24 protein-coding genes and 1 other RNA gene are annotated in these 22,412 nt (G+C 61.6%); 18 read left to right on the top strand and 7 right to left on the bottom strand.

Going from position 1 to position 22,412, the window contains the following annotated elements:
• Positions 1-103: 103 nt before the first annotated feature.
• Positions 104-394: a hypothetical protein gene (locus ACFC25_RS04550; protein ID WP_337345791.1), complete on the bottom strand. Its 291-nt coding sequence runs from the start codon at positions 392-394 to the stop codon at positions 104-106.
• Between the two features lie 116 nt (positions 395-510).
• On the opposite strand from ACFC25_RS04550, the gene rfbB reads away from it, so the two are divergent.
• Together rfbB and ACFC25_RS04540 are read left to right on the top strand one after the other, a co-directional pair.
• Complete coding sequence (rfbB, locus tag ACFC25_RS04545; protein ID WP_376044288.1) at positions 511-1,509, top strand: dTDP-glucose 4,6-dehydratase; 999 nt, start codon at positions 511-513, stop codon at positions 1,507-1,509.
• Positions 1,510-1,512: 3 nt separating this feature from the next.
• Positions 1,513-2,922 (top strand): sugar nucleotide-binding protein, encoded by a 1,410-nt coding sequence (locus ACFC25_RS04540; protein WP_376044287.1) that lies wholly within the window; start codon positions 1,513-1,515, stop codon positions 2,920-2,922.
• A 70-nt stretch (positions 2,923-2,992) separates the two neighbouring features.
• On the opposite strand, the gene ACFC25_RS04535 is transcribed toward ACFC25_RS04540, so the two are convergent.
• Positions 2,993-4,702 carry a DUF2142 domain-containing protein gene (locus ACFC25_RS04535; protein ID WP_337350996.1) on the bottom strand — a complete coding sequence of 570 codons (1,710 nt, stop codon included), beginning with the start codon at positions 4,700-4,702 and terminating at the stop codon, positions 2,993-2,995.
• Complete coding sequence (locus ACFC25_RS04530; protein ID WP_376044286.1) at positions 4,699-5,757, bottom strand: substrate-binding domain-containing protein; 1,059 nt, start codon at positions 5,755-5,757, stop codon at positions 4,699-4,701. Before ACFC25_RS04530 ends, ACFC25_RS04535 begins: the two co-directional genes overlap by 4 nt.
• 230 nt (positions 5,758-5,987) lie before the next feature.
• Here ACFC25_RS04530 and ACFC25_RS04525 point away from each other — a divergent pair, with 230 nt between their 5' ends.
• The 16 genes from ACFC25_RS04525 to ACFC25_RS04450 all read left to right on the top strand — a co-directional run bounded on the left by ACFC25_RS04525 (position 5,988) and on the right by ACFC25_RS04450 (position 19,469).
• Positions 5,988-7,211 carry a CpaF family protein gene (locus ACFC25_RS04525; RefSeq protein ID WP_376044285.1) on the top strand — a complete coding sequence of 408 codons (1,224 nt, stop codon included), beginning with the start codon at positions 5,988-5,990 and terminating at the stop codon, positions 7,209-7,211.
• Positions 7,211-8,065: a type II secretion system F family protein gene (locus ACFC25_RS04520; RefSeq protein ID WP_376044283.1), complete on the top strand. Its 855-nt coding sequence runs from the start codon at positions 7,211-7,213 to the stop codon at positions 8,063-8,065. The genes ACFC25_RS04525 and ACFC25_RS04520 overlap by 1 nt, the downstream gene beginning before the upstream one ends.
• Positions 8,062-9,006, top strand: a complete 945-nt coding sequence (locus ACFC25_RS04515) for a type II secretion system F family protein (protein ID WP_376044281.1) — start codon at positions 8,062-8,064, stop codon at positions 9,004-9,006. The genes ACFC25_RS04520 and ACFC25_RS04515 overlap by 4 nt, the downstream gene beginning before the upstream one ends.
• Before the next feature lie 72 nt (positions 9,007-9,078).
• Entirely contained in the window at positions 9,079-9,345 is a 267-nt protein-coding gene (locus ACFC25_RS04510; protein ID WP_376044280.1) for a hypothetical protein, read from the top strand.
• Positions 9,346-9,482: 137 nt separating this feature from the next.
• The gene (locus ACFC25_RS04505) at positions 9,483-9,794 is read left to right on the top strand and encodes a TadE/TadG family type IV pilus assembly protein (protein ID WP_376044361.1); all 312 of its coding nucleotides are present in this window, start codon (positions 9,483-9,485) and stop codon (positions 9,792-9,794) included.
• The gene (locus tag ACFC25_RS04500) at positions 9,775-10,299 is read left to right on the top strand and encodes a hypothetical protein (RefSeq protein WP_376044278.1); all 525 of its coding nucleotides are present in this window, start codon (positions 9,775-9,777) and stop codon (positions 10,297-10,299) included. The genes ACFC25_RS04505 and ACFC25_RS04500 overlap by 20 nt, the downstream gene beginning before the upstream one ends.
• A 29-nt stretch (positions 10,300-10,328) precedes the next feature.
• Positions 10,329-10,742, top strand: a complete 414-nt coding sequence (locus ACFC25_RS04495) for a pilus assembly protein TadG-related protein (RefSeq protein WP_376044360.1) — start codon at positions 10,329-10,331, stop codon at positions 10,740-10,742.
• A 52-nt stretch (positions 10,743-10,794) separates the two neighbouring features.
• Entirely contained in the window at positions 10,795-11,910 is a 1,116-nt protein-coding gene (prfB, locus tag ACFC25_RS04490) for a peptide chain release factor 2 (RefSeq protein WP_337345802.1), read from the top strand.
• Positions 11,911-12,090: 180 nt separating this feature from the next.
• A complete protein-coding gene (gene ftsE, locus ACFC25_RS04485) occupies positions 12,091-12,885 on the top strand; it encodes a cell division ATP-binding protein FtsE (RefSeq protein WP_337345803.1) in 795 nt (264 codons plus the stop codon).
• Positions 12,882-13,796 carry a permease-like cell division protein FtsX gene (ftsX, locus tag ACFC25_RS04480; RefSeq protein ID WP_337345804.1) on the top strand — a complete coding sequence of 305 codons (915 nt, stop codon included), beginning with the start codon at positions 12,882-12,884 and terminating at the stop codon, positions 13,794-13,796. Before ftsE ends, ftsX begins: the two co-directional genes overlap by 4 nt.
• 36 nt (positions 13,797-13,832) lie before the next feature.
• Entirely contained in the window at positions 13,833-15,248 is a 1,416-nt protein-coding gene (locus tag ACFC25_RS04475) for a peptidoglycan DD-metalloendopeptidase family protein (protein WP_376044359.1), read from the top strand.
• Positions 15,249-15,335: 87 nt separating this feature from the next.
• Positions 15,336-15,806, top strand: coding sequence for an SsrA-binding protein SmpB (smpB, locus tag ACFC25_RS04470; RefSeq protein WP_066292645.1), 471 nt, complete (start codon positions 15,336-15,338; stop codon positions 15,804-15,806).
• A gap of 104 nt (positions 15,807-15,910) precedes the next feature.
• Positions 15,911-16,279: a transfer-messenger RNA gene (ssrA, locus tag ACFC25_RS04465) on the top strand.
• Between the two features lie 259 nt (positions 16,280-16,538).
• Positions 16,539-17,741 (top strand): tyrosine-type recombinase/integrase, encoded by a 1,203-nt coding sequence (locus tag ACFC25_RS04460; protein ID WP_376044276.1) that lies wholly within the window; start codon positions 16,539-16,541, stop codon positions 17,739-17,741.
• A gap of 60 nt (positions 17,742-17,801) precedes the next feature.
• Positions 17,802-18,899, top strand: a complete 1,098-nt coding sequence (locus tag ACFC25_RS04455; RefSeq protein ID WP_376044274.1) for a DNA-methyltransferase — start codon at positions 17,802-17,804, stop codon at positions 18,897-18,899.
• A gap of 276 nt (positions 18,900-19,175) precedes the next feature.
• Positions 19,176-19,469: a hypothetical protein gene (locus ACFC25_RS04450; RefSeq protein ID WP_376044272.1), complete on the top strand. Its 294-nt coding sequence runs from the start codon at positions 19,176-19,178 to the stop codon at positions 19,467-19,469.
• A 321-nt stretch (positions 19,470-19,790) separates the two neighbouring features.
• On the opposite strand, the gene ACFC25_RS04445 is transcribed toward ACFC25_RS04450, so the two are convergent.
• Genes ACFC25_RS04445 through ACFC25_RS04430 form a run of 4 tightly spaced genes read right to left on the bottom strand, consistent with a single transcriptional unit; the run spans position 19,791 to position 22,412 of the window.
• Complete coding sequence (locus ACFC25_RS04445) at positions 19,791-21,134, bottom strand: SGNH/GDSL hydrolase family protein (protein WP_376044270.1); 1,344 nt, start codon at positions 21,132-21,134, stop codon at positions 19,791-19,793.
• Positions 21,135-21,143: 9 nt separating this feature from the next.
• Entirely contained in the window at positions 21,144-21,395 is a 252-nt protein-coding gene (locus ACFC25_RS04440; protein ID WP_376044268.1) for a hypothetical protein, read from the bottom strand.
• A 13-nt stretch (positions 21,396-21,408) separates the two neighbouring features.
• Positions 21,409-21,642, bottom strand: coding sequence for a holin (locus tag ACFC25_RS04435; RefSeq protein WP_376044266.1), 234 nt, complete (start codon positions 21,640-21,642; stop codon positions 21,409-21,411).
• The gene (locus ACFC25_RS04430; RefSeq protein ID WP_376044265.1) at positions 21,642-22,412 is read right to left on the bottom strand and encodes a M23 family metallopeptidase; all 771 of its coding nucleotides are present in this window, start codon (positions 22,410-22,412) and stop codon (positions 21,642-21,644) included. Before ACFC25_RS04430 ends, ACFC25_RS04435 begins: the two co-directional genes overlap by 1 nt.

Genomic DNA, 22,412 nt, shown 5'->3' with positions numbered 1-22,412 from the left:
AACCTGGCCCTCCGCCTCCGGTCCATTCATCCCAGCCCTGCCCATCGCGGCCTGTCCTGCTTCGAGGGAAGGAGCTTGCGCTGCCGCCGCTGTTTCGATGGGGTCAGGCGTGGGCGATGGCGAGGGCGTCGGCGACTCTTCGGAAGCGGCGGCCGGAGGGGTCGACGTCGGCTGCAAGGCACGTGCGGTCTGTCCAGGGGCTGATTCGGACGGCGAAGGCTCCGGAAGTACCTCCGTCGTGGGCGGCGGAGTCGGTGCCGGAGTCAGTGCCACGGCTGACGTTCCGTTCAGAATGAGTGGAAAAACGAGCGCGGCGGTTATCAGGGCCGTCCGGCGGGAATTCAGCATGGTCACGGTTGCTCCCGGTTATATCTTGCGCGGGGAGAACTTCCACCGACGTCCTACCGAGAGTACCCAACCGTTACTGGTGTGACCAGTGGTGGAGGAGTGAAGAATTTGTGGCTTTCTCTGAAATCGGCCGGCCACGCCTCAGCCGGTAAGCTGGGCACCATGCAGAAACTCCTCGTTACCGGCGGCGCCGGCTTCATCGGTTCCAACTTTGTTCACTACGTCATCGCCAATACGGACAGCCACGTCACCGTTCTGGACAAGCTCACGTACGCGGGAAACCTGGAATCGCTGCGGAACCTCCCGTCGGACCGCTTCGCCTTTGTGGAAGGTGATATTGCCGACGGCGGCCTGGTGGACGGGCTCGTGGCCGACACCGATGTGGTGGTGCATTACGCTGCCGAGTCACACAACGACAACTCCCTGCATGACCCCCGGCCGTTCCTGGACACGAACATCATCGGCACGTACACGCTGATTGAGGCGGCCCGGAAGCACAACAAGCGTTTCCACCACATCTCCACCGACGAGGTCTACGGCGACCTCGAACTCGATGACCCGGAGCGCTTCACGGAGCAGACACCGTACAACCCGTCCAGCCCCTACTCATCCACGAAGGCCGGCTCAGACCTACTGGTCCGCGCCTGGGTGCGTTCCTTTGGGCTGCAGGCCACCATCAGCAACTGCTCGAACAACTATGGCCCCTACCAGCACGTGGAGAAGTTCATCCCGCGCCAGATCACCAATGTGATCGACGGAATCCGCCCCAAGCTGTACGGCAAGGGTGAGAATGTGCGGGACTGGATTCACGCCAACGACCACTCCTCGGCGGTGCTGGCCATTATCGCCAAGGGCAAGATCGGCGAGACCTACCTGATCGGTGCCGACGGGGAGAAGAACAACAAAGACGTCGTGGAACTGATCCTCAAGCACATGGGCCAGTCCCCGGACGCCTACGACCACGTCGTCGACCGGCCCGGGCATGACCTGCGCTACGCGATCGACTCCACCAAGCTCCGCGACGAACTGGGCTGGGAACCCCAGTTTTCAAACTTCGACGTCGGCATCGAGGACACCATCGCGTGGTACCGGGACAACGAGGACTGGTGGCGGCCGCAGAAAGCCCAGACCGAAGCCAAGTACAAGGAACAGGGCCAGTAAACGATGACCATCGAGTTCTCGAAAAAGCTGACCACACACGAAACGCCGATCCCCGGCGTCGTCCTGTACGACCTTCCGGTCCATGGCGACAACCGTGGCTGGTTCAAGGAAAACTGGCAGCGGGAGAAAATGGTGGCCTTGGGGCTGCCCGATTTCCGTCCAGTGCAGAACAACATCTCCTTCAATGAGAAGGCCGGAACCACCCGCGGTATCCACGCTGAGCCGTGGGACAAGTTCATTTCTGTTGCCACCGGGAAAATCTTCGGTGCGTGGGTGGACCTGCGCGAGGGGCCTTCCTTTGGGGCGGTATTCACCGCCGTCATGGACCCCAGCCAAGCCATTTTTATCCCCAGGGGAGTGGGTAACGCTTTCCAGACCCTGGAGGACAATACTGCCTACACCTACCTCGTCAACGACCACTGGTCAGCCGACGCGCAAGGCCAATACACCTTCCTGAACCTGGCTGACGAGACTGCCGCCATCGAATGGCCGGTGCCGCTGGCGGAGGCCGAACTCTCGGACAAGGACAAGGCCCATCCCAGGCTCGGCGAGGTAGTCCCGATGCCGCCGAAGAAGATACTGATCCTTGGCGCAGATGGTCAGCTGGGCAAAGCACTGCGGGAACTTTACGACGGCGACACATCAGTCGAGTTCGCCGGCCGCGCCGACTTCGACATCACCAGCGCGGACGCGTATGCCCGGAAGAACTGGAAGAACTACTCGGCCGTTATCAATGCTGCCGCGTACACCGCAGTTGACCAGGCGGAGACCCCTGAAGGCCGGGCCGCGGCGTGGAAGATCAATGTGGCGGCTGTTGCCCACCTGGCCCGCACCGCCGTCGAGCATGACCTGACCCTGGTCCAGGTCTCCTCGGACTACGTTTTTGACGGCTCCGAAGCTGACCACCATGAGGGCGAGGCGTTCTCGCCGCTTGGCGTCTATGGCCAGTCGAAGGCTGCCGGCGACGCAGTTGTATCCGTGGTGCCGCGCCACTACATCGTCCGCACGAGCTGGGTTATCGGCGAAGGGAACAACTTCGTCAGGACCATGTCATCCCTTGCAGGCCGTGGGATTGCACCGTCGGTGGTCAACGACCAGATCGGGCGGCTCAGCTTTACCCAGGATATCGCCGCCGGTATCAGGCACTTGCTTGAGTCCGGCGCAGCGTACGGGGTCTACAACCTCAGCAATGACGGCGAGCCGCAGTCCTGGGCAGACATCGCCGCTGATGTTTACGAGCTCAGCGGAGCCTCCCGGGACGACGTGGCCGGCGTCAGCACCGAGGAGTACTTCAAGGGCAAGTCCGTCTCTGCCCGCCCGTTGAACAGCGTGCTGGATCTCTCCAAAATCAAGGCCGCCGGGTTCTTTCCTGCCAAGGCCGGAGACCGGCTGCAGGAATACTTGCGGGGCTAAGACCGGCAAGGCAATAAAGAACTCTGGACTTCCGCAGGATTACGGAGGTCCAGAGCTCTTTAGGGTGTTGTCAGGGTTTTGTGGAGTCTGCCCGCGCAACCGCCTGGCCGTTCGCAGACTGGGGGCCCTTCTGCCGGAACGAAAGCCGGGCCAGCGACCCTGGCATCGACAGCAGGGTGCCGCCCGGGTGAAGGTAGCCGAACAGCATGCCCGCACCAATCAGGACCGTGACGGCGTAAACGAGGGTCAGGACCTCCCAGGTGAAGGGTGGCTGCCATCCCGGAACAGTGATCATCGTCTGCCAGTTCCCCTTATCCGGCAGACCTACAACGTACCGGCGCAGCACAAACAGGAACCCGTAGACGTGGGCGATGGCACCAGCGAGGAGCAGGAGCCGTGTCATCGCCTGGGAAGGCCGGCTTTGTGGAAAGTGCCGGAACCGGAACGCCATGCCCGCCGCGATGACCGCTATCAGGAACAGAGGCAAGCTATATCGGCCCTGCCAGATGAACCCCACGCTTGCCACGAGTCCGGCCTGCATCACGGACGGAACCAGCAGCAATGCTGCCAGGGCGGCAAGGAACCCCAGGCGCAGGCGCCAGTGCCTGACCAGGAAGACCATCAGGATCGCGAGCATCAGCAACATGTTCCAGAACATCAGGACAGCCTGGGGCATGGGGGTGTCAAGCCAGCCCACAACGCCGACGTACTGGATGACGTAGTCGAAGGACCGGTCAAGCATGGTGAGGAAGGCGTTGTACGGCCGGACATCGTCACCGGTGACATTTGAAATTCCCGGCGGCGCCTCTCCCGCTGAGGGCGGTGCGTTGAGGATCAACAGGTTCCAGGCCATGCCCAGGGCCACCCCGACTGCTGCCACACCCACGGCCATGAGGACCACCCTGTTGCGGAATAACACGAGAAAGTCTTTCCAACGGTAAAAAACACAAGCGACGACGACGGCGCACAGCAGCCAAACGAGCGACACCGCCCTGGTATTGGCCAAGGCGATGATTGACACCGCCACGGTAATCACCGCTGGACGCACGACCCTCAGTTGGCTTGAGTTCTCCAAAACCACGAGGAAGCCGCAGAAGGCGGCCATGGTCGCAGCCACTTCCAGGGAATTGGGGTTGATGCCGCTCGCCAGGAAGAGAACCATGGGTGTCGTTGCCACTGCCGCGGCCGCCATGGGCCACTTTGGATGCCGCAGCCGGCTGAGGGCGGTGAAGCCTGCTGCGTAGAACGCGGCGGAGAGCAGCGCACTCAGAATGCGCATGGCGAAAACCGCAGGCGCTCCGGACATGAACAGGCTGGGGAGCCCCACGAGCCAGTAGTACATCGGGTTGTACAGGCCTGCGGATGTCACGCCGATCGTCAAGTAGTTGTCATCGGCAGGGACCCCAGGGGCGCACCCGGCTGACCGGTCACGGTGGAACGCAAAGCAGGTCTGCGCCTGGAGGTTGGCAATGTAGGAGGGCACTTGTACATGGAGGCCGTGACCGAACGACTTCCCCGCCTCCGGCGCGATCTGTCCGCGCGCGACGGCGGCGGCTTTGATGGTGTGCACCGGCTCGTCGGGGTAGGCCATGAGGGGAGTGGCCAGTGCCCAAAGCACCATCAGCCCTGACAACAGCGCAAAAACCCGGAAAAAGGTCTTGGCCGCTGGTCTCGTGCGGGTGGTTTGATCAGCGGGTGTTCCCGGGACGATGTGTGTCATGCCTGCCTTGCCTGAGGACGGACCGTGGGGCGTCATGCCCGGCCTGAGTTGTGCGCTCATTCGACGGATGTGATGTCGTCGACGCGGGACTTGGCCATGGTCAGTGCCTTCTCGCTAAGGGTGGAAACGCCGGCGAACCGGGCGGAGTTGCCTTGTCCGCCTCCGCTGAGGACATAGTTGCCCCAGGATTTCACAAGCGTGGTCAGGGAAGGATTCGCGTAACTGCTGCAGTAGGCCTGGTAGGTCACTGTTGCGAGGCCATAACCGGAAGCGGCGGTGTTGTCGACGGCGAATGTGACGCTTTCCCCCGGACCGGTGCCGGTGGTTCCCGCTGCGATGGACTTGCTGAGGCTGTCGTCGCTCATTCTGACGAATCCTGTTCCGAAGTCGAGCAGTGCAGTGTCGAAACCGGACCCGATTCCTGCCCGGTCGACGAAGGCTATGGAGCCTGCCGTGTCGTCGACTTTCCGGGGTACTGCGTCGTACTTCTTGACCGTTACGTCTCCGGCCGGCTCCGGCCAGCTCCGGTCGGCCCGGGCAGGCCATCCAGCCGGAGTCAAATAGTCAGTGACAGCAGCCGTCAACGGGGACGCTTCTTCCGCCCTGATGGGAACGATGTCCTGGTCGGGAAACTCTGACTCCGGGTTGAGCCTTGCAATCTCCGGGTCTTCCCAGTTGGTGATCCGCCCGCTGAAGATTCCAGACAGCGTCTCGGAGTTCAGTTTCAGGTTTTTGACACTGGGAAGGTTGAACATCACGCCGATCGGGATGACGGCTACGGGGACCGAGAATGCGCCGTCAGGCCCGCAGGCGTCCCTAGATTTCTCCACATCCTCGCTGGTCAGCGGGGTGTCGGTGGCAGCGAAGTAGGCCTGGCCGGTGATGAGCGCGTCCACTCCAACGCGCGGACCATCGGGTGAGTAGTTGAGCGAAGTCTCGGGAAATTCCTTCATCCAGCCGCTGCGCCATGCCGAGATCGGCGCGCCCTGGGCAGGCGTTCCGATTGCGGTCAGTGCGCCGCGCACGGGGGCCTCGGATTGCGGCACCGCGCAACCTGCCAGGGAGGCTGCCAACGCGGCCGTCATGGCGAAGGACCGGATCGAGAGTGGTCTCAATGCTGTATTTCCTCTTCGTTCAGATTCTCCGCACACGGCGGACCGGGGCCAGTCAGGCCCGCACTTCCTCGGCCTAGCCTACTTTGCCGGAGCCCACGGCATGGTCAGCGCTGGGCCTGACCGGGTTTTCCACATCTTCACAATATGACTTGGTCGTATGGTGTAGGGTGCCTAGGCTGTACCTCAGTTACACTGCTCCGCTGGGGGCGGCAGTTGTATGGGGGAATCATATGGACGCTGTGCAAATCGTGGAGGACGAAGTCCGCGAGCTGATCCGACGTCGTGGCCTGGACCCATCGCGGCAGGCCGGAGAGGTCCGTCGGCTGGTTGAGGCTGCTGTCACCGACTACGACGAACGGGCTCTCGTGGGGCCACTTCCTCCGATCGGTCCGCTTGAGACGGCGCGCAAGTTTGTTTTCGATGCTGTTGCAGGGTTCGGGGTCCTTCAGCCTCTGCTGGATGATCCCACCATCGAGGAAATTTGGCTCAACGCCCCGAACGAAATCTATGTGGCACGGAATGGTGAATCCGAGCTGACATCCCTGAGCCTTTCAGACCAACAGGTCCGCGACCTGGTGGAACGGATGCTGAAGAGCTCTGGCCGCCGCCTGGACATGTCGTCGCCATTCGTGGACGCCGCCCTTCCGGATGGATCAAGGCTGCACGTAGTCATACCGGATGTAACGCGCCGGCACTGGGCAGTGAATATCCGGAAGTTTGTCGTGAAGGCGAGCAGGCTCGAGCACCTGGTTGAGCTCGGCACGCTGACGCCGCAGTCGGCACGGTTCCTGGGGGCGGCCGTCGCAAGTGGGCTGAACATCCTTGTGTCCGGCGCTACGCAGGCCGGAAAAACCACCATGCTGAACTGCCTGGCCGCGAGCATCGGTAGCAGGGAGCGGGTGGTCACCGTAGAGGAGATCTTTGAACTTCAATTTCCGCTACGTGATGTCGTGGGCCTGCAGTGCCGTCAGCCCAACCTGGAAGGCCAGGGCGAGATACCGCTGCGCCGGCTGGTGAAAGAAGCGCTGCGGATGCGTCCGGACCGGCTGGTGGTGGGGGAGGTCCGGGAGGCTGAGAGCCTGGACATGTTGATTGCCTTGAATTCCGGACTTCCCGGGATGTGCACTGTCCATGCGAACTCGGCCCATGACGCAGTGACCAAGATCTGTACCCTTCCGCTGCTTGCCGGTGAGAACATCTCGTCGGCGTTTGTTGTACCCACGGTCGCATCCTGCATCGACTTGGTTGTCCATTGCAGCCGCCAGGCCAACGGGCGCCGCCAGGTCACCGAAGTACTGTCGCTGGGGAGAAGAGTCGAAAACGGCGTTATCGAGTCGTCGATGGTTTTCGGTATGGACGATGGGTTGCTCCAGCCACGGGCCAACTCCATGCCGGCAGCTGAGAAATTTGCGCGCGCCGGCTACGACGTCGCGGCGCTGCTGGAACCGCACTGATGGCACCACTCATGGGGGTAGTTGCCGGCGCTGGGTTCTTTCTTATTTGGTGGTCGTGTTGGGAGAATCCGCAACCGGCCGCCCGGCCGGCCAGATCAAACCGGCTGGAAGACCTTCTGGCGTCCGCCGGTATTGAGAGAGTCTCGGCGGCCGGTTTGGTGGCCAGTTGCCTTGGACTGGGCCTTTTTGTGGCGCTCGTATTCTTCGCCGTCAGCCGCTCGTGGCCGATGGCGGCGTGCTTCGGCCTCTTCGGTGCCTGGCTTCCGGTCAGCGTGATCCGCTGGCGTGCCAGGAAGAGAACGGCGCTGCTCCGTCAGTTGTGGCCGGACGTCGTGGACCACCTCAGATCCGCTATCCGGGCGGGACTGTCACTGCCGGAGGCCCTCATCCAGCTCGGGGAGAAGGGTCCCGAGGAACTGCGGTACGTCTTCAGGGACTTCGGCTCGGACTACCGCGCCGGAGGCCAGTTTGATGCCGCGCTGAACAAACTCAAGGACCGGCTGGCCGATCCCGTGGCTGACCGGATCGTGGAAGCACTGCGGCTGACGCGCGAAGTCGGAGGCGCGGACCTGGGGAAACTGCTCAGCACGCTTGCGGAGTTCCTGCGGGAAAACGCCCGCACACGAAGTGAGCTTGAGGCCCGCCAGTCGTGGACCATCAACGCAGCCAGGCTGGCGGTTGCTGCTCCCTGGATCGTTATGCTGCTTCTGGCCACGAGGCCAGAGGCGGTCCAGGCGTACAACACGCCGGTGGGTGTCGCTGTTTTGCTGGGCGGCCTTGTTGTGTCCCTTGTCTGCTATTCGCTGATGCTGAGGATTGGCGCCCTCCCACCGGACGAAAGGGTTCTCAGATGACGGGCTCTCAGGCCGCGGCCACCATCTGCGGAATCGTCCTCGGAGTGGGACTGTGGCTGGTCTTCGTTCGATTGCCGATGATGCGCGCCACTACACTGGCCGAACGCATTGAACCGCAGCTGAAGTCACAAAACCTTGAGTCAAGGCTGCTGCGCGCAGCGGGGGACCAGAACGTCACACCGTTCGGCCCGCTGGAACGCATTATGAGGCCCCTGATCCGCGACGGCTTCGCTGCGCTGGGCGGGCTGAACCTGGGATCCAAGGGCCTTGCACGACGGCTCGCCCAGGCAGGCATCAACAAACCTCTGCTCGACTTCCGGGCTGAGCAACTGCTCTGGGCTGCGGCAGCCTTCAGCCTCTCGCTGTCGTTGGTGGTCCTCGGTGCCCTAGCGGGCCGTTTCAGTCCATTGCTGGCGGTCCTCGCGGTCGTTGGGAGCGGGTTCGGCGGGTTTCTGTTCCGCGACTATTGGCTTGGGATCCAGATCAGGAACCGGGAAGCCCGGATGATGGCTGAGTTCCCCAGCCTGGCCGAGTTGATGGCGCTCGCGGTCGGTGCCGGCGAAAGCGCCACCGGCGCGCTGGACCGCGTCTGCCGCAGCGCGCACGGGGAACTGGCCAAGGAGTTCTCCCGGATCCTGGCCGAAACCCGGGCCGGCAGGCCACTCGTGGAGGCCATGCAAGGGTTTTCCGCCCGAACCGACCTGGGTCCGCTGATCCGGTTCGTTGACGGCATTATCGTGGCCGTGGAACGGGGGACCCCGTTGGCGGACGTACTCCGGGCCCAAGCCCAGGATGTCCGGGATACGGCCAAACGGAACCTTATGGAGTCGGCCGGTAGAAAAGAGATTGGGATGATGGTGCCGCTCGTTTTCGGTGTCCTGCCCTTGACCGTGATCTTCGCTGTTTACCCCGGCATTGCAGCCATCAGCCTTGGCTTATAAGCGGCCTCGCTGGGCAACCATAACCAGCCGGGCTGCCGGCTTTGAGAACGCGACTACTGAATAGGACGAAAGATGAAAAACTTGGGATTGCGCATCGGATTGCAGCTTTTGGGCATCGTGGCCGGCATCTGGTGCTTAGCTCGGATAAGCCTGCAGCCGTACGGGGCGCTGCCCGCCGGGCGAAGCTACGCAGCATCCGAACACCCTGAGCGTGGCGACGTCCCTGGCTGGGTGATGATCACACTGATGTCGGCGGTCCTCGTGGCAGCGTTGCTGGCTTTGGCGGGTCCGGCTTTGGAGTCGATGTTCAACCAGGCCATGGACAGGGTCGGAAACTGACCATGCCCCGACGCCTTGGGCGGGACCGTCTCCGCGGCGGCAGTCCCGTTGCAGTACAAGGCCGTTTCAGGGGTGCGTCACCGGGCGAACGCGGTTCGGCCGTGGTGGACTTCGTCCTGGTGGGTGGCCTGCTCAGCATGTTTTTCCTGGCCATCATCCAACTCACCTTGGTCCTCCACGTCCGAAATACCCTGATCGACGCCGCGGCATCAGGCGCCCGTTACGGCACCTTGGCAGACAGGGGCGCCGCCGATGCCCAGGAGCGCGCCGGGGCGCTGGTTGGAATGGCACTTAACGAGGAGTTCGCCCGCGATATCAGCACCTCCGAAGTGACCTTCCAAGGCCTCCGGACGCTGGAAGTGACCATCAAGGCCCCCATGCCGGTTATCGGATTGATCGGGCCCCGGGACATGTTGGAAGTCAAGGGCCATGCCGCTGTCCAGCCGTGAAGCCATCCATTCGGCCGTAGTCCGAAGGCTGAGGTTCGCGTGTGGCCTCCCGGCCACGACCGCTCCGCCACCGGACGACAACACCAGAGCCATCCGCGAACAGGGGAGCGCAGTGGTGGAATTTACGTTCCTCGCGCTGCTTCTGATGGTTCCGCTCGTGTACTTCATCATTACTATGGGCCAAATACAGGGCGGATCCTTTGCCGTCGTTGGGGCGGCCGACCAGGCCGCAAAAGTGTATGTCGCCCAGCCTGACCCTGCCTCGGCGCAGCGCGCGGCCGAGCAGGCGGCCCTGGTTGCCCTCGCAGATTACGGTCATCCTGCCGACAACGCCCAAGTAACGACGAGTTGTGACCCGTCTGCCTGCCAGGCGGCCGGAACGGCGGTGACCGTGACCGTCAGTTTGATGGTGCCTCTGCCGTTTGTGCCGTTCAGTGACGAGTTCAGGCTCAACGCCAGCAACGTCGAAGCATCTTCGACCCAACTGGTTGGCAGGTTCCGGTGAAGGCAAAGAATGCCCGGGAGGACGGCCAGATGATTGTCCTCATCATCGGATATGTCCTGCTGGCACTCTTGGTGGCCACTGTCGTCGTCGGCATCTCCAGTGTCTACCTGGAGCATAAGCGTCTCCTGTCCCTGGCCGACGGAGCGTCCCTGGCCGCGGCCGACAGCTTCACCCTGGGTGATGTTGGATCCGACGACGGCGGTCCCTCCACTGTCCTCGGTTCCGAACGCGTCAGGAACGTTGCCCGCGACTTCATCGGCAGAAATCCAGCCGCGGCGCGTTTCGACCGCTTGGACGTCGCCCCGGCGACAGGCAGTCCCGAGGGCTCCACCGCCGTCGTTGTCCTCACCTCTGCCGTCCATCCGCCAGTGGTGAATTTCCTCATGCCCGACGGAATCAGGATCGAAGCTTCCTCCACGGCCCGTTCCCGGCTTACGCGGTGACCTGCGGCGGGGAGTCGGGGCCTCCGGCCGGATAGCGTAGGCTTAAACAACCATGGCCAATATTGATTTTTCCGCAGAAATCCGCGCCCTTCGCGCCACCTACACCTCCATCGAGCGAGTCAGCGATGTTGAGGCTCTGAAGGAAGACATCGCTGAACTCAGCGAGCGGGCCGGCGAACCGAACCTGTGGGATGACCCTGCTGCTGCCCAGAAAATCACGTCCCGGCTCTCCCACCGCCAGTCGGAACTGGAGCGGCTCAACACTCTGGCCTCGCGGATTGACGACCTCGAAGTCCTTGTGGAGCTCGGTCAGGACGAGGACGACGCTGATTCCATGGGCGAAGCGGCTGCGGAACTCGAATCCATCAGGAAGGCACTGAAGGAGCTCGAAATCGTCACGCTGCTCTCCGGCGAATACGACGAACGTGAAGCGGTAGTGTCAATCCGTGCGGGAGCCGGCGGGGTTGATGCAGCTGATTTCGCCGAGATGCTGATGCGGATGTACCTGCGCTGGGCGGAGCGGCACGGTTACCCGACCACTGTTATGGACACTTCCTACGCCGAGGAAGCCGGGCTGAAGTCCGCCACTTTTGAGGTCAAGGCACCTTACGCCTTCGGAACTCTGAGCGTGGAGGCCGGCACCCATCGCCTGGTACGGATCAGCCCCTTCGACAACCAGGGCCGGCGCCAGACCTCCTTTGCCGCCGTCGAAGTGATCCCACTCATCGAACAAACTGACTCCATCGACATTCCTGACAACGAGATCCGCGTGGACGTTTTCCGGTCCTCGGGCCCCGGCGGACAGTCGGTCAACACCACGGACTCTGCTGTCCGCCTGACCCACATCCCTACCGGCACGGTGGTGTCGATGCAGAATGAAAAGTCCCAGCTACAGAACCGCGCGGCTGCGATGCGGGTCCTCCAGTCAAGGCTCCTGCTCCTGAAGAAGGAGCAGGAGGACGCCGAAAAGAAGGCGTTTGCCGGGGATGTCAAGGCATCCTGGGGCGACCAGATGCGCTCGTACGTCCTGAATCCGTACCAGATGGTCAAGGACCTGCGGACCGACCACGAAGTCGGCAACACGTCAGCGGTTTTCGACGGCGAGATCGATGACTTCATCGACGCCGGCATCCGGTGGCGTACTGACAACCGCAACGCCGAAAAGTAGCTGTCCGGCAGTCCCCGAGGGACTGATCGCGCGACACGCCCCCGGAAGCCCCTAAATACGGCGCCGCGGCTGCGTATAGTCGAGGAGCCGGAGCTCTACTTCCCCCAAACAGAAGCCCGCGCACCGGCTGCAGATCTGGGCTGCGTAACGATCAGCCGTGCCTGCAGGGTACTTAGGGTCATGATCCGATTCGAAAATGTCACCAAGGTCTACGACCAGCAGGCACGGCCCGCGCTGGATTCTGTCAACCTGGAGATCGACCGTGGCGAGTTCGCCTTCCTCGTAGGCGCTTCCGGATCCGGAAAATCCACCTTCCTGCGGCTGGTGTTGAAAGAGGACCGCGCCTCGTCCGGGGCCGTCTACGTGGCCGGGCAGAACGTCGCCAAGATCTCAAGCTGGCGGGTGCCCCGTCTCCGCCGCGGCATCGGCGTCGTCTTCCAGGACTTCCGTCTCCTGCCGCAGAAAAACGTCTTCGCCAACGTCGCCTTCGCAATGCAGGTCATCGGCAAGAGTCGCAGCGTCATCCGGGACACGGTACCCGAGGTACTCAAGACAGTGGGGCTCGAAGGTAAGGAAAACCGGCTCCCGCACGAACTCTCCGGCGGCGAGCAGCAGCGCGTGGCCATTGCCCGTGCGGTGGTTAACCGGCCGGGCATCCTCCTGGCGGACGAGCCGACGGGAAACCTGGATCCCACGACGTCAATGGGCATCATGGGTGTGCTGGACAAGATCAACCAGAATGGCACCACAGTAGTAATGGCCACGCACGATGACGACATCGTTAATGAGATGCGCAAGCGCGTAGTGGAGTTGAAGAACGGCGTAGTCATCCGCGATGAAGCGAAGGCCCTCTACACTTCCATGATCCCGGTTGTTGGCCAGTCGCGGCGGCTCAAGGACGCCAGCGGCCGGGAGGAGCCACCGCCTGCCAGCCCTGAAGGACACCGCGAAGGCTCAGGGGAGGGACAGCGATGAGGCTCGCTTTTATCCTCGGTGAGATCGGCAGCGGCCTGCGGCGGAACGTGACCATGGTCGTTTCCGTCATCCTGGTGACCTTTGTTTCCCTGACCTTCGTTGGCGCAGCCGGGATGCTCCAGCTGCAGATAAACCAGATGAAGGGCTACTGGTACGACAAGGTCCAGGTAGCGATCTTCCTTTGCAGTGACGGTTCGACGGCCGCCGGGTGCGCCGCCGGCCCGGTCACTCCGGAGCAGCAGGACAACCTGCAAAGCCTCCTGGAGTCACCGGCGGTGGCTCAGTACATCAACGATTTCCAGTTTGAGTCCAAGGAAGAGGCTTACAAGCACTTCAAGGACCAGTTCTCCAATTCCCCGATTGTTGACTCTGTCACGCCGGACCAGCTTCCGGCCTCCTTCCGGATCAACATGAAGGATCCGGAGAAGTACCAGATCATCAGCGAGACCTTTTCGTCCCAGCCCGGCGTCGAGACTGTTATCGACCAGCGCCAGTTGCTGGAACGGCTCTTCTCCGCCATGAATGCCGCTTCCCTCGTGGCTGTCAGCGTCGCGGGCGTCATGATTGTCTGTGCCATCCTCCTGATCGCTACCACTATCCGCCTCTCGGCGTTCAGCCGACGCCGCGAAACGGGCATCATGCGCCTCGTGGGCGCCTCCAAAACAGTCATCCAGCTGCCGTTCATCCTCGAAGGTGTCATTGCTGCTGTGATCGGCGCTGCGCTGGCGTCCGGAACGCTGTGGGCCGTGGCGCACTTCTTCCTGGGGGAGTACCTGTCCAAGCAGTACCCGGACACGGCCTTCATCTCGCCGGCGCAGACACTCATCCTTGCGCCTGCCTTGCTGATCCTTGGCGGATCCTTGGCAGGAATTTCGTCTCTCTTGACCTTGCGCAGATATTTGAGGGTTTAGGCTGTGCAAACCGACCAAGGAAAGCTTATGACTGGCATGAATCGAACTTCCCGAGCGCCCGGCAAAACCGGCAACCGCCGGCCCCGCCGCGCTGGCATCATTAGCGGTGTCCTGGCGCTTGTCCTGGCGGCAAGCCTGGGCGCTTCAACGCCGGCAGCTTTCGCCGACGAACTGGAAGACAAGCAGGCCGCCCTCGAAGCCGAGGCCGCCCGGGTTCAGCAGTCCCTTGAATTCGTTGACTCGCGGATAGCCAAAGCCGCGGGCGACCTCGTGATCTACCAGGGCCAGCTTCCCGGCGCCCAACAGGCACTTCTTGAAGCCCAGGGCAGGGTTGCCAGTGCCGTCAAGGAAGTCGAGGCGCTCTCAGCGCGGGTGGATTTGGCACAGCAGAACAAGGCCAAGATCACTCAACAGCTGGAGACAGACAAGCAGAAGATAGCGGACACAAAGAAGCTGATCGGCCAGATTGCTACGCAGGCGTACAAGTCCGGCGGGGTACCCTCCAACCTCACGCTCTTCTTCGGATCCAACGCAGGCGGGAGCCTGACCGATACGATGGACCTCGCCGACCAGGCCATGCGCAGCCAAAACTCGGCCATGGACAAGCTGTCCCAGCAGAACGCCACCAACGTCAATTCCCAGGCTCGGCTTGCGGCAGTTGAAGCGGAGATCCAGGACCTGAAAGCCAAGGCCGACGCGGCGCTCGAGCGGGAAAAGGCGGCCCGCGATGAAGCCGCGGCCAAGAAGGCGCAGGTTGACCAGCTGATCGCCGACACCACCCGGCTGGATGCCGAACTCCAGGCCGCACGGCCAGGCATTCAGAGCCAACTGGCAGCCGTCGAGGCCAGCCAGAACGCAGTCGCCAACGAGATTGTCGAGCGTGACCGCAGGCTGCGGGAAGCCTGGGAAGCAGAACAACGGCGCCGTGCTGAGGCGGCGGCAGCAGCCGCGGCGGCAGCGGCCGCTGCAGCGGGCCAAGCTGCCCCGCCGCAGGTGCCCTACGCTCCGGTGACCGGGTCGCCGTCGGCGTTTGGCCTGCGGCACCCCTTCGCCGGCTCCGTGCCCATCACGTCCGGCTTCGGTTGGCGGGCCACTCCGCCGGGAACCATCGACTTCTACGGCACCGGCGGTTACATGCATACCGGCATAGACTTCGGAGCAGCGTGCGGCACCCCGGTCTATGCGGCCGCGGCCGGTGAGGTCTTTTCCTCGGGCTGGAACTCAGCCGACGGCGGCGGATGGCGGGTAAAGCTTTCCCACGGTGTGATGGAAGGCAATTCCCTGACCACCATCTACTACCACAACAGCAGCATCGTCGTCTCCAACGGCCAGAGGGTCTCCCAAGGCCAGCTCATTGCCTACTCGGGCAACACAGGGAACTCCACAGGCTGCCATGCACACTTCGAGACCTGGCTGAACGGCGCAGCGGTCGATCCGATGCGGTTGCTGTAACGCCGCTCCGCGCCTGCCGTACACTGGTATGACTTCGCGCCGGAACGGCCGGAGCCACTGACGATCCAAGAACCGAGGAGTTCCACCGTGCCCAAAGAAAGTGGCCGTAAAGTTGTGGCCACCAACCGCAAGGCCCGGCATGACTACCACGTGCTGGACACCTATGAGGCGGGAATAGCCCTCATGGGAACAGAGGTCAAGTCGCTTCGCGAGGGCCACGCGTCCATGGTCGATGGCTTCTGCACCTTCTACAACGACGAGTTGTGGATGGAGGGCATCCACATCCCGGAATATAACCAGGGAAGCTGGACCAACCATGCTGCCCGCAGGCGCCGGAAGCTGCTCCTCCACCGCGAGGAACTGATCAAGATTTCGCACAAGATCAGGGAGTCCGGGTTCACCATTGTCCCGCTCCAGCTGTACTTCGTCGACGGCCGTGCCAAGGTGGAGATCGGGGTCGCCCGCGGTAAGCGGGAATACGACAAGCGACAGAGCCTGCGTGAGCAGCAGGACAACCGTGAGGCACTGCGCGAGATCCGGGAACGAAACCGGAGGTAGCGCGCCGTGGGGTGGAATGATTTCCACCGGCTGTGCGTTATGATTGGTAGTCCGGCAGGCATTGGGACGCAAAACCTGACCTGCCGGGTTTGATAACAAAATACGGGGATGATCGGTTTCGACGATGTTAGTCGCGACAGGTGAAGCGGGCCGAGGATGCAGAATTATCTCGTAAACGCTGTCTGCAAACCAATAAGTGCCGAATCTAAGCGCACTGACTTCGCTCTTGCTGCCTAAGCAGTAAGACAGTCCGTCAGCCCGAGGTTGCTATTGCCCCGGAACCTGGCGTCATTTAGATAGCCACTGCTGTTTGCCTCCGTCATCGGGGCAAACGGGACTCTTAGATGACTGGGCCCGGATCAGCCAGCTGTTTGCAGCATGGCTGGGGCCGAGAAAATCCGACGCAAACTGCGCCCGGAGAAGCCCTGACAACACGACATCGGACGGGGGTTCAATTCCCCCCATCTCCACTCTAAAACCCCCGTGTTTACGGGGGTTTTTTTGTTGGTGTTGACGCAAACGCTGTTAATGTTTACTCACACCTGTTAAAATTAGAGTGATGCACAAGCATCAAAGACCTAAGGGGACAGAGCTTGAGCATTCCTAACGAAGCTGTTGAGGCGGCGCATGAGCAGCTTGACGCGATGGGCTCCTACGTCCCACGAAAGTATCTAGCCGCCGCACTCGAAGCCGCAGCCCCGCACATGCTGGCAGACGCTTGGCGTCTAGGCCTTGACGCTGGCCGCGGGGTCGAGACTGCGAGAAACCCTTACAGTGGCTAGTATCCGAACCAACAAACTAGCGAGCGGCAGGGAGTCGTACACGCTGATGTGGCGTGAGGACGGCAAACCCCGCGGACTGAACTTCGACAACAAACCCGAAGCCGAACGATGGAGAAAACTCCTTGATGCTAATGGGCAATCCTTCACTCAGGCTGAGAAGCTCTACGAGGAACACGACGCCGGCGGGATCACGTTCGCGGAGTTGTTTGAGGAGCATTTGAATCAGCTCACGGATGTTGGCCCGTATCAGATGAAGCGGTATCGGTCTGCGTACCGTGACCACTTCGGATCCCTCGCCAACCGCACTGTCAAAGGCATCACGCGTGCTGATGTGACGGCCTGGATCAACGAGATGCGGAAGAAACCCGGTCGGTACGGTGGGCCGATGGAGGCTAAGACCATCGCCAACCACCACGGGCTGTTGTCTGCTGCGATGACGACTGCTGTTGTGAACGGGCACCGGGCGGACAACCCGTGCAAAGGGATCAAGCTTCCCAAGTCCACGCACACTGAGGAAGTCATCCGGTTCATGACACAGGCTGAGTGGGCGACGATCATGAAGAACATGGACGAGTACTACCGCCCGTTCTTCAATTTCCTTGTTGGCACCGGGCTGAGGTTCGGGGAAGCAACAGCACTCACGGCGAAGGACTTCCAACTCGACACCCCCACACCAACCGTCAAAGTCACCAAGGCATGGAAAGAAGACGAGAACAAGGGCTACTACATCGGCCCGCCTAAGACCAAGAAATCGCGGCGTGAAGTATCCCTAGCCCCGTCCACCGTTGACGCTGTGAGGCCCCTTGTGGAGGCTGCCGGGGACGGTTACGTGTTCCGCCTCAAGAGGGGCGGGGTGATCCGTTCAGGGGCGATCTACAACAGGTGTTGGGAACCCGCACTGATCAAGTCCGGGTACATCAAAAGCACCCAAACCACGGACGGCAAACGCGGCACAGTCGGCAACATGCCACGCATACACGACTGCCGCCACACCCACGCATCCTGGCTCGTCGGCGCCGGCATGGAAATCTTCCAACTCTCCCGGCGCCTAGGCCACGAATCCGTGACCACAACAATGGACCGGTACAGCCACCTCCTGCCCGACGCCATGTTCTCCCAAGCCAGCATCACCCAAAAGGCACTCGGCGCATAGGAAGTTTACGATACCCAAAAGTACTTACATGGTTGGGTAATTTCGGGTAACATTAGATGCATGGGGACTTACGAACTACACCATGGCGACTGCGTCGAAGTGATGCGAACTATGCCTGATAGCTCGGTGGACAGCATCGTCACCGACCCGCCTTACGGGCTCGGGTTCATGGGTAAAGCATGGGATGCGTTGCCGCCGGGGCGGGAATGGGCTGAGGAATGCCTGCGGGTACTCAAACCAGGCGGACACCTGCTGGCGTTCGGCGGGACTAGGACATGGCACAGGCTCGCTGTAGCCATTGAGGATGCAGGGTTTGAGCTCCGCGACTCCATCGCATGGATGTATGGCTCCGGATTCCCGAAGCACCGGGCCGCGCTGAAGCCAGCGTTTGAGCCCATCGTTATGGCACGCAAGCCATTCAAAGGATCGCTGACCGCCAATGAGGCGATTCACGGCACAGGCGCCCTAGACATCGACGGGTGCCGCATTCAGTACAGATCTGAGTCAGACAAGCAATCAGCCAAACCACAAGGCGCGGCAACTGCATTAATCGGCGCACTAGCCGGGAAGGTCCAATCATGGGAATCAAGTACAGCGCTGAAGGAATCATCTACCACTGCGGAGACGACGGGTTCTTCTGCGAGCCCGTCAGCAATGTCTGCCAGCACTGCAATTGGGACGGAGCGAAAGGAGTTTACGCCGAAACGGAATGATGCTGGGCGTTGGCCCGCGAACGTCATGATGGACGAGTATTCCGCGTGCGCACTTGACGCGCAGAGTGGAGTTACGAAGAGCGGAAGTCGAAAGGCTGGTACGTACGCCGGCCTCGGGTATAACGGTAGCGTGGCCGCAGATTTCCCTGCTGTCCAAGGTGACAGCGGGGGAGCTTCTAGGTTCTTCTACGTCTCGAAGGCCCCGCCGCGCGAGCGCCCCAAGGTTGACGGGGTTACTCATGCCACAGTGAAGCCCCTCGATCTCATGCGATGGCTCGTGCGGCTAGTAACGCCGAAAGGCGGGACCGTGTTAGAGCCGTTCGCCGGGTCCGGCACAACGGTGGAGGCGTGCATCCTCGAAGGCTTCCACTGCATCGCCATAGAACGCGAAGCCGAATATTTACCACTCATCCAAGCAAGAATCGACAGGCAGGAAGTGGCATGAGGCACGATTGGAGCTTACTTGGGGGCGGTGGGGGCTGGGAACTGTGGCAATGCCAGCGGTGCAAGCAAAAAGCAATACCGCTCGTATTCGGGAAGTTCTTGCCCTTCCCTAGGTGCCGGGCATGAGGGGCCCGATACGTAGGCGGGTAGCCGCGGTGGCTTACCTCTTTTGCAAACACGAGTGGCAAGAAGTGATCACCCACTACCCACCCAAAGAGGAGCGGCCCGCAAACTGGCCGCTTGCCATCTGCAACAACTGCGGAAAGCCTAAGACGGCATGATCCCATACTTCATTTTGGGTGAAGAGACAGTCATGAAGGCTGGTCCGGGGCTTACGGTCACGCTTGGATGTATTCTCATCTACGCTATCTACGTGAACCGCAAAGACCGTGAAAAAGGGACGAGCCGAGTGAATGTCCACAAGACCGACTTCGGTGACTATGTCGTTTCACTCGGTGGCATGTGGATACCAGGAGCTTACGAAACGGAGAGTGCCGCTCTGGAATCCGCGAACCTCTACGCCTCCGACCTTGAGAAGTGGAAAGAGACTTACCCGCAACCGGTTGACTAGTAGAAGGGCCCTCTTACTCCCAAACATTCCACCCGCCCATGTTACCGAGACAACAAAACGCCCCGCGCATCCGAAGATGGCGGGGCGTTTATGCTTACTTAGGCTGCCAGTAAGTCCCACTAGCTGAGTTCCCCCTATACTTCATTCCATGGGGAAACTACTTGAAGCCGTCCGTTCGTTCAATGCTTCCGTGAAGCTGAGCCGGGGTCAGTGCGACAATCTGACTTGCCGGAAGCCGCTGCGTGACGATGCCCGCCGCGTCAATGGATACCGGACATGCTCCGAGGCGTGCACCGAAGCTGTGTGGCTCGACTCTGGCATCTAGCCCCCGGTGGGCAGGAACCGTTGTTCCATCTGTGCGATGTAGGCGTGGCCTGTTGCGGTGGGGTGGACGTAGTCGGTGTGGAGCAGTCCGCCGAGTGTGGAGTTGAACGTTGGGACGGGGTTGAGGCGTGATCCCCAGTCGAGTACGGTCACGTTGTCGGGGTCTGCTGCTGCGATTTCGTAGGCTGCTGTACGGTACGCGCTGAACGGGTCCAGTGGTGATGCCTTGAAGATCTCAGCCGGGAACAGGATCACGAACGATGGGACTTTGCCGGTGGTCCGCGCCTTGATCTTGGTAATCATGCCCTGGATGTTGGTTTTGTAGGTCGCCGCCGTGACGGGTACGGTGCCGCCGTAGTCGTTGGTGCCGAGTCCGATGGTTACGAGGTCGGGGGCGTAGAGCTTGGCGATTTCGTAGGGGCCGGTTGCCATAGCGTTCCAGGTGGCTGTGGTGCCGCCCGAGATCCCAGCCGCGATCGACCGGAAGCCCTTAGTCTCATCGCCGTTGTAGGCGACGATCCCCGAGATGCCCGAGTAGCTCGTAGTGCCGTTGCCTGCCGCCCAGCCGACTTCGATGGTGTGAACGCCGGCTGTCAGCCCTGTTATCTGGACACGCTTGGGTGCCGTGTATCCAGTGTCCGTGACAACGTTGGTTGCTGCCCCGCCATCAACTTTCCAGTAGAACGCCTGCGAAACGCCGAACGCTACTTCCCAGTAGATGATGTCCGCGCCTGTGCCCGTGAACGTGTAGACCTGCTTGTCACCGGATGCCACAGCCCGCCAGACGTAGGAGTCGGGTGAGAATGCTGAGCTGCCTTGTGAGGTGAGCAGCCCGCCAGTTGTGACCACGTTGGGGTTATTGGCGACGTTCGCCGAGTAGAACCCGAACCCGCCTACCGGGTTGCCAGCCGTGGGGAAGTCGAGCCGCAACCGGTCCCGCAGCACGGACGCCCAGCGGGTCGCGAGTGTGGCCGGGGAGACGCCCACGGTAATACTGTCACCGATGTGCCACATGTTCACCGGTGCCGTGTCGCGGGTCAGGAGTGCGCGGCGGAAGGTGCGGAGAGCGTTGTACGCCTGGTCCGCACGGTCCTCTTTGAGCCGCTGGGAAGCGTCGATGTCCGTCAGTCCCGCCTTGGCGGCAAGGTCGGCGGTGCTTGCTTTGGTAGCGAGTGCCGCTGTCGTTGCCGCAGCGTCAGCTTTCGCCGCGACCGATGCGACACTGGCGTACGCGGCGCCGAGTGCCAGCGCGGTGGGTGTACCCGGTGTGGTGACTTCCGTGTTGACGTGCCCCGCTACCGCCGCTTCAGTAACGAGCCTCTTATTCGTGGGCTGTGGCATTGTGTCTCCTTAGACGTAGTAGGGGACACCATCGGTGTCAGCCTGGAGGGTGTACCCGGACGTGCCGAGGGAGAAGTATGGGACGCCGTCGATGTCTTCGCCGATATTGAACGGGGTGTCGATGGTTGCGAGCCGCCCTGCGATGTTGGCTAACAGGTCGTCGGCTTTTTGTGCGTTGTCGGCGATGACGTTGTCGCCGCCGCGGACGAGTTCCTGCCCATCGGGCTTCTTGAACCCCAGTGGGGTGGTGGTTATCGCCACGATGGGCCTCCTGTTACTTGGTTACTTCAGCGTTGGTGGCGGAGGGGTTGCCGTCTTTGTAGCCGGACGCCAGCGAGGTCAGGATGGAAAGTGTGACGCCGCCGAGTCCGATGCCGCCCATGTTGACCCAGTCCGCCTGAAATGCGTTGAGTGCCACGTCCCCGACAAAGTAAGCGGTGAGGACAGACTGCGCGCCCGTCTTGACCGCACGCTCAGCAGCAGCCCGCCAAAAAGTAACAGTGAACATCAGTTGGCCGCCTCTCGTGTGGCTGCTTCTTCGGCCCGGTTGTCGATAATGACCCGGTCGGCGTTCGCGTTATCCACGCCATGAACGAAGGCCTTCACCTCATAAGAGGAATCCTTCACAGTTTCGATGACCTGCTTAGCCCAATGCTCAACCTGCCACCTAGAATCCAGGATCACCCGGTCAGCGTTCTGGTTAATGACGGTCTGCAAAAACTCGCGGTCTGAAGTGTCGAGCGACATCCCGGCCTCCTCTAATTGGGTGATGATGTCTCCTGCGGGCGCGAGTGACGCGGCCCCGAACAGGGTGGCGGGATTGATCCGCCCGTACATGTAGGAGTTGAGGACATACCCGTCAGGGAGAACCTCAAAGTGAAGGTGCGGGCCGGTTGATGCGCCCGTGTTCCCGGACAGCCCAAGCACCTGACCCTCAATGACCTGCTGGTTCAACCGGACCCTCGCGCCGTCCTCAGCGCAATGCCCGTAGATACCAATGAACGAACCGTGATCGACCACATAGCAGTAACCAGCGAAGCCTGGCGAGATCCAGTACGGGTTATCCGCATACGACCCCGAGTAGTAACCAACATGAACGACCTTGCCGTCAGCAACAGCCCGAACCGGCGTCCCAACAGGGCACGGGTAATCGACGCCCGTATGACCGTCAGGCTGGTAATTGCCGAACTGCACAATGATCCAGTGATTGGACGGGAGGTTCTTGGTGGGGTTGTCCCCGAAGTCCTGCGACGGCGCGTAATCAACCGGATGCCTCAT

The organism is Pseudarthrobacter sp. NPDC055928 (genome assembly GCF_042270935.1).
Classification (GTDB): domain Bacteria; phylum Actinomycetota; class Actinomycetes; order Actinomycetales; family Micrococcaceae; genus Arthrobacter.
The sequence above is the reverse complement of the archived record's forward strand: the minus strand, read 5'-3'. Positions and strand labels throughout refer to the sequence as shown.

Bases quoted from the DNA above. Each gene is read 5' to 3' on its own strand.
- rfbB (WP_376044288.1), top strand. From the start codon at position 511: ATGCAGAAACTCCTCGTTACCGGCGGCGCCGGCTTCATCGGTTCCAAC.
- ACFC25_RS04540 (WP_376044287.1), top strand. From the start codon at position 1,513: ATGACCATCGAGTTCTCGAAAAAGCTGACCACACACGAAACGCCGATC.
- ACFC25_RS04535 (WP_337350996.1), bottom strand. From the start codon at position 4,702: ATGAGCGCACAACTCAGGCCGGGCATGACGCCCCACGGTCCGTCCTCA.
- ACFC25_RS04525 (WP_376044285.1), top strand. From the start codon at position 5,988: ATGGACGCTGTGCAAATCGTGGAGGACGAAGTCCGCGAGCTGATCCGA.
- ACFC25_RS04520 (WP_376044283.1), top strand. From the start codon at position 7,211: ATGGCACCACTCATGGGGGTAGTTGCCGGCGCTGGGTTCTTTCTTATT.
- ACFC25_RS04515 (WP_376044281.1), top strand. From the start codon at position 8,062: ATGACGGGCTCTCAGGCCGCGGCCACCATCTGCGGAATCGTCCTCGGA.
- ACFC25_RS04510 (WP_376044280.1), top strand. From the start codon at position 9,079: ATGAAAAACTTGGGATTGCGCATCGGATTGCAGCTTTTGGGCATCGTG.
- ACFC25_RS04505 (WP_376044361.1), top strand. From the start codon at position 9,483: ATGTTTTTCCTGGCCATCATCCAACTCACCTTGGTCCTCCACGTCCGA.
- ACFC25_RS04500 (WP_376044278.1), top strand. From the start codon at position 9,775: ATGCCGCTGTCCAGCCGTGAAGCCATCCATTCGGCCGTAGTCCGAAGG.
- ACFC25_RS04495 (WP_376044360.1), top strand. From the start codon at position 10,329: ATGATTGTCCTCATCATCGGATATGTCCTGCTGGCACTCTTGGTGGCC.
- prfB (WP_337345802.1), top strand. From the start codon at position 10,795: ATGGCCAATATTGATTTTTCCGCAGAAATCCGCGCCCTTCGCGCCACC.
- ftsE (WP_337345803.1), top strand. From the start codon at position 12,091: ATGATCCGATTCGAAAATGTCACCAAGGTCTACGACCAGCAGGCACGG.
- ftsX (WP_337345804.1), top strand. From the start codon at position 12,882: ATGAGGCTCGCTTTTATCCTCGGTGAGATCGGCAGCGGCCTGCGGCGG.
- ACFC25_RS04475 (WP_376044359.1), top strand. From the start codon at position 13,833: ATGAATCGAACTTCCCGAGCGCCCGGCAAAACCGGCAACCGCCGGCCC.
- ACFC25_RS04455 (WP_376044274.1), top strand. From the start codon at position 17,802: ATGGGGACTTACGAACTACACCATGGCGACTGCGTCGAAGTGATGCGA.
- ACFC25_RS04450 (WP_376044272.1), top strand. From the start codon at position 19,176: ATGATCCCATACTTCATTTTGGGTGAAGAGACAGTCATGAAGGCTGGT.
- ACFC25_RS04445 (WP_376044270.1), bottom strand. From the start codon at position 21,134: ATGCCACAGCCCACGAATAAGAGGCTCGTTACTGAAGCGGCGGTAGCG.
- ACFC25_RS04435 (WP_376044266.1), bottom strand. From the start codon at position 21,642: ATGTTCACTGTTACTTTTTGGCGGGCTGCTGCTGAGCGTGCGGTCAAG.
- ACFC25_RS04430 (WP_376044265.1), bottom strand. From the start codon at position 22,412: ATGAGGCATCCGGTTGATTACGCGCCGTCGCAGGACTTCGGGGACAAC.